This window comes from Saccharomonospora iraqiensis subsp. paurometabolica YIM 90007, assembly GCF_000231035.2.
Taxonomy (GTDB): domain Bacteria; phylum Actinomycetota; class Actinomycetes; order Mycobacteriales; family Pseudonocardiaceae; genus Saccharomonospora; species Saccharomonospora paurometabolica.
The window spans coordinates 100,012-105,245 of the sequence record NZ_KI912260.1 but is presented as its reverse complement, the minus strand read 5'-3'; the positions used below and the strand labels follow the sequence as shown (position 1 = coordinate 105,245).

The window sequence follows — 5,234 nt, the reverse complement described above, 5'->3', positions numbered from 1 at the left end:
CGGCCCGGTGCCCGCCGAGCTGCCGCCGGTGTGCGGCCAGCGCCGCACAGGCCAGGGCCGCGACGAGCCGGTCCCGTCCCCGGCACAGCGGTTCGAGCAGGCTCACCGCCGCCGCGTAACGCGCCTCCGCCCCGAGTGCCACGGCGTGCAGCCATCCGGTCGTGGGATCGGCCCCGACGGGGCACGGCGACGGCGGGACACCTCGGTCCGGATCGCCGAAGGCGGTCTCGCGGAGGGCCCGTGTCCCGAGAGTCACCGCGTCATCATCCCCTGATCGAGTGATCAACTACACACTGGGTAAGGATGAAACCTTCGTTCGGAATACTGGAACACCCCTTGAGGACTCGCGAGAGTGAAATGGCGAGTCCATTTTTCGGCGATGTGTCACCGATCACACGGGCGCGTAAGACCTATCGGTGGAAATGTGACACAGCCCTTGAACAACGGTTGTTTGGGCTTCTAGCGTTACGCGCGTTGCACCAAATGGAGTAGTCCGCACTACGACAACTGCAGATTCCGGCAGCGTGGTGCCGGATATCGGAGGCGGTCACGAATGGCAGACACGCGCAGACTCCCCGGGCCGAACGCCGACGTGTGGGACTGGCAGCTGGAGGGGGCCTGTCGGGGGATGGACAGCGGTTCCTTCTTCCACCCGGACGGGGAACGAGGTCCGGCGCGGGCACGGAGGGAGGCCCGGGCCAAGGCCATCTGCCACACCTGTCCGGTGCTGGAGATGTGCCGGGAACACGCGTTGGCCGTACACGAACCCTACGGCATCTGGGGCGGCCTGTCCGAGTCGGAACGTGAGAGCATCCTGCGTTCCCAGCGGCGTTCCCTGAGTCTCACGGTTCGCTGACACGGCACGGGCGAGGTCGATACGGTCGACGAGTCGTCGGGAAGGCCGAACTGGGCGAGTACGTCCTTCCCGACAACACAGAACGGGGCGGCACCCCCTGGGGAGTGCCGCCCCGTTCGACGTTCGCCCGGACGATACGGCGTCCGACGGATCCGGCGCGGACCCGGCGGTCCGCCCGGTGCGGTCAGTGGGAGTGGCCGGACTCCTCGTCCTCCTCCTCGGGCTTGTCCACCACGGAGCTCTCCGTGGTGAGCACGAGCCGGGTGATCGAGGCGGCGTTCGCCACCGCGGAGCGGGTCACCTTGACCGGGTCCACGACGCCCGAGGCGGGCAGGTCGGTGAGGTCACCGGTGCCCACGTCGAGGCCCTGGCCCCAACCCTGCTCCTTCACCTTGGAGACCACGATCGCGCCCTCGTGACCCGAGTTGTTCGCGATCCAGTACAGCGGCGCGGTCAGCGCCTCCCGCACGATCTTCACACCGGTGGCCTCGTCGCCGGTCAGCCCGAGGTTGCCCTCGAGTTCCTTGGCGGCGTGCACCAGCGCCGAACCGCCGCCGGGCACGATGCCCTCCTCGACGGCGGCCTTGGTGGAGGCCACGGCGTCCTCGATCCGGTGCTTGCGCTCGTTCAGCTCCGTCTCGGTGGCCGCACCCACGCGGATCACCGCGACGCCGCCGCCCAGCTTCGCCAGGCGCTCCTGCAGCTTCTCGCGGTCCCAGTCGGAGTCGGTGTTCTCGATCTCCTTGCGGATCTGGCCGATGCGCGCGTTGATGTCGTCCTTGGTGCCCGCACCGTCCACGATCGTGGTGTTGTCCTTGGTGATGTCGATGCGGCGCGCCTTGCCGAGCACCTCCAGCCCGACCTCGGACAACTTCATGCCCACCTCGGAGGACACGACCTGGCCGCCGGTCACGACGGCGAGGTCCTCCAGGAAGGCCTTACGGCGGTCACCGAAGAACGGCGCCTTCACGGCCACCGCGTTGATCGTCTTGCGCGCGGCGTTGACCACCAGCGTGGACAGCGCCTCGCCCTCGACGTCCTCGGCGATGATGACCAGCGGCTTCTTCTCCTCGGCGACCTTCTCCAGCATCGGGAGCAGCTCCTGCAGCGACGAGATCTTGTCGCGGTGCAGCAGCACGTAGGCGTTCTCCAGGATCGCCCGCTGCTCCTCCGGGTTGGTCGCGAAGTAGGCCGACAGGTAACCCTTGTCGAACTGCACACCCTCGGTGATGTCCAGTTCGGTGGCCATCGTGGAGGACTCCTCCACGGTGATGACGCCGTCCTCGCCGACCTTCTCGACGGCCTCGCCGAGCAGGCCGCCGATGTCCGAGTCCCGCGAGGTCACGGTGCCGACCTGGGCGATGTTGTCGCGGCCCTTGACCGGGGTGGCCTTGTCCTTGAGGACCTCGACCACCTTGTCGGCGGCGGCCTGGATACCGTTGCCCAGCGCGGTGGGGTTGGCACCCGCGGCCACGTTGCGCAGGCCGACCGACACCAGCGACTGCGCCAGCACGGTGGCCGTCGTGGTGCCGTCCCCGGCGACGTCGTTGGTCTTCGTGGCCACGCTCTTGACCAGCTGCGCGCCCAGGTTCTCGAACGGATCCTCCAGTTCGATCTCCCGGGCGACCGTGACGCCGTCCAGCGTGATCGTGGGGCCGCCGAACTTCTTGTCCAGCACGACGTGACGCCCACGCGGCCCCAGGGTCACCTTGACCGCGTCGGCGAGCTTGTCGACCCCGCGCTCCAGCGCCCGACGAGCGTCCTCGTCAAAGTTGATCTGCTTTGGCATGGAATACCTCTCTGCGTGAGGCTGCCGCGGGAACGTCCCTGCGCGGCGGGGTCACAGCCGGTCCCGGATGCCCCGGGCCGGGCCCGCCCGCCCGCACTCCCACGACAGACGCGGTGCACTCCCGCAACGGATGCGGTGCGCGAAACGCCCCGGTACCCCGGCTCGGTGCGGGGCCCGGGGCGTCGATGTGTGCGCGGGTCGTCAGTTGACGACGGCCAGCACGTCGCGGGCGGACAGGATCAGGTACTCGTCGCCGTTGTACGTGACCTCGGTGCCGCCGTACTTGGAGTAGATGACGACGTCGCCTTCCTTGACATCCACCGGGATGCGGTTGCCCTTGTCGTCGATGCGGCCCGGGCCCACGGCCAGGACCTTGCCCTCCTGGGGCTTTTCCTTCGCGGTGTCGGGGATGACCAGGCCGGAAGCCGTCGTCTCCTCGGCCTCGCTCCGCTGGACAACGATCTTGTCCTCGAGCGGCTTGATGTTCACGCTCACCGGATTGACCTCCACGGGTCGTCGAAAGCGTTGGCAGGTACCTAGTTGGGTACGGCTCCTACCACCCCGCCGTCGCGGGTGCCGGGGCGTGTGCGGTGCCGTGTGCGATTAGCACTCTAGCGATCGGAGTGCTAGCCGCGCAACCTAGGGTACCCGGTCCCCACGGTGCCGAACCGCCGGTGGCGGCACCGAACATTCACCCCGGGATCATCCCTTCGAGTGCGGCCGGTCATTCGCCGGAGCGACACTGGCGCCGTTCCGGCCGCGACCGACACCACGTTGGGAGACACACCGTGCCCGCTTCCGGTGAGATCCAGCCCCGGGGAACGAACCGTCGTCGAGTGCTCGTCGGCGGCGCCGCACTGGGGGCCGCCGCCGTCGGCACCACACTGCCGCCGGGCGTACCGAGCATCGCACTGGCCGCCGCCCACGAGGGCGCGGGCGAGCCCTCGACCGCCGATCCGTTCACCCTCGGGGTCGCCTCCGGCGAACCGGACCGGCACAGCGTCGTCCTGTGGACCCGGCTCGCCCCCCGCCCCCTCGCCGAGGACGGACTGGGCGGGATGAACCGCCGCGTCGTCGTGGTCCACCGGGAGGTCGCCCTCGACGACCGCTTCCGGCACGTCGTGCGCCGGGGCCACGAGTGGACCGGACCGGACGCCGGGTACGCCGTCCACGCCGAGGTCGCCGGCCTCGCGCCGGGCCGCGAGTACTTCTACCGCTTCCGCCACGGCCGGCACGTCTCCCCCGCCGGACGCACCCGCACCACCCCCGCACCGGGGGTCGTCGGCGCCGGCCTGACCATGTGCTTCGCCTCCTGCTCGCAGTTCGAGCACGGCTTCTTCACCGCCTACCGCCGCCTGGCCGAGGACGAGCCGGACGTCGTGCTGCACCTCGGCGACTACCTCTACGAGTACCGGCGCGACTCCTACGTCTCCCCCGACGGCAACGTGCGCGACCACCGCGGGCCGGAGACCGCGACCCTGGCGAACTACCGGCAGCGCTACGCGCAGTACCGCACCGACGCCGACCTGCGCGCGGCCCACGCGGCCGCGCCGTGGCTCGTCGTGCCCGACGACCACGAGGTGGACAACAACTGGGCGGCCGAGGTGCCCGAGAAGCCGCACCGGCCGCAACCCGACTTCCTCGAACGCCGCGCCAACGCCTTCCGGGCCTACTACGAGAACATGCCGCTGCGGCGGCGTAACCGCCCGCGCGGCCCGCACATCCGGCTGCACCGCACCGTGGCGTGGGGCGCGCTGGTGAACTTCCACATGCTCGACACCCGCCAGTACCGCGACGACCAGGCCTGCGGCGACGGCTGGAAGGTGTGCGAGGATGCCGCCGACCCCGCACGCACCCTGACCGGTGACGCGCAGGAGGCATGGCTGCTGGAACGGTTCCGCGACTCCCGCGCCCGCTGGGACCTGCTGGGGCAGCAGGTGTTCTTCGCCCGCAGGCGCAACGCCTCGGGGGCGACGAGCATGGACGCCTGGGACGGCTACCGGGGTTCGCGGGACCGCGTCAGCCGGGGCTGGGTGGACGCGGGCGTGCGCAACCCGGTGGTGCTCACCGGCGACGTGCACACCCACTGGGCCAACGAGCTCAAGGCCGACTACGCCGACCCGGACAGCCCGGTCATCGGGACGGAGCTGGTCACCACCTCGATCAGCTCCGGCGGCGACGGCTACGACTCCGCCCCCGGCGACAACGAGAACCTGCGGCGCAACCCGCACATCAAGTTCTTCAACGCCCGGCGCGGCTACGTGCGCACCCGCATCACGCCCGGGGAGCTCCGGGCCGACTTCCGGGTGCTGGACCGGGTCACCGAACCGGGTGCCCCGGCGCGCACCCGCGCGTCGTTCGCGATCGCCGACCGGCGGCCGGGACTGAGCGAACGACACCCGGGCTGACCCGCACACCGGGGTGACCGCTGACCCGCACACCCGGCCCGGCCGCTACACCGAGACGGTGTTCACCGGCAGGGCCGGGTCGGCGGAGAGGTCCAGCGCGCTCGGCGCGCCTCCCCCGGCGACGAGGTGGGCGCCGAGCGCGGCGATCATCGCGCCGTTGTCGGTGCACAGCCGGGGCCGC

General features: G+C 70.6%; 4 protein-coding genes and 2 pseudogenes. 2 read left to right on the top strand and 4 right to left on the bottom strand.

The genetic code is table 11. From position 1 onward, the window contains the following. Positions 1–256, bottom strand: a pseudogene (locus SACPADRAFT_RS33495) (hypothetical protein); the annotation flags it as partial. Positions 257–553: 297 nt separating this feature from the next. On the opposite strand from SACPADRAFT_RS33495, the gene SACPADRAFT_RS0222610 reads away from it, so the two are divergent. After that, positions 554–856, top strand: coding sequence for a WhiB family transcriptional regulator (locus SACPADRAFT_RS0222610; protein WP_007026370.1), 303 nt, complete (start codon positions 554–556; stop codon positions 854–856). A 184-nt stretch (positions 857–1,040) separates the two neighbouring features. On the opposite strand, the gene groL is transcribed toward SACPADRAFT_RS0222610, so the two are convergent. After that, a complete protein-coding gene (gene groL, locus SACPADRAFT_RS0222605) occupies positions 1,041–2,645 on the bottom strand; it encodes a chaperonin GroEL (protein ID WP_007026369.1) in 1,605 nt (534 codons plus the stop codon). Between the two features lie 201 nt (positions 2,646–2,846). Beyond that, a complete protein-coding gene (groES, locus tag SACPADRAFT_RS0222600; protein ID WP_007026368.1) occupies positions 2,847–3,140 on the bottom strand; it encodes a co-chaperone GroES in 294 nt (97 codons plus the stop codon). Between the two features lie 293 nt (positions 3,141–3,433). On the opposite strand from groES, the gene SACPADRAFT_RS0222595 reads away from it, so the two are divergent. Beyond that, positions 3,434–5,053, top strand: a complete 1,620-nt coding sequence (locus SACPADRAFT_RS0222595) for an alkaline phosphatase D family protein (RefSeq protein ID WP_007026367.1) — start codon at positions 3,434–3,436, stop codon at positions 5,051–5,053. 45 nt (positions 5,054–5,098) lie between these two features. Here the strand turns inward: SACPADRAFT_RS0222595 and SACPADRAFT_RS31775 are convergent. Next, positions 5,099–5,234 (bottom strand): annotated as a pseudogene (locus tag SACPADRAFT_RS31775) (tRNA (adenosine(37)-N6)-threonylcarbamoyltransferase complex transferase subunit TsaD); the annotation flags it as partial.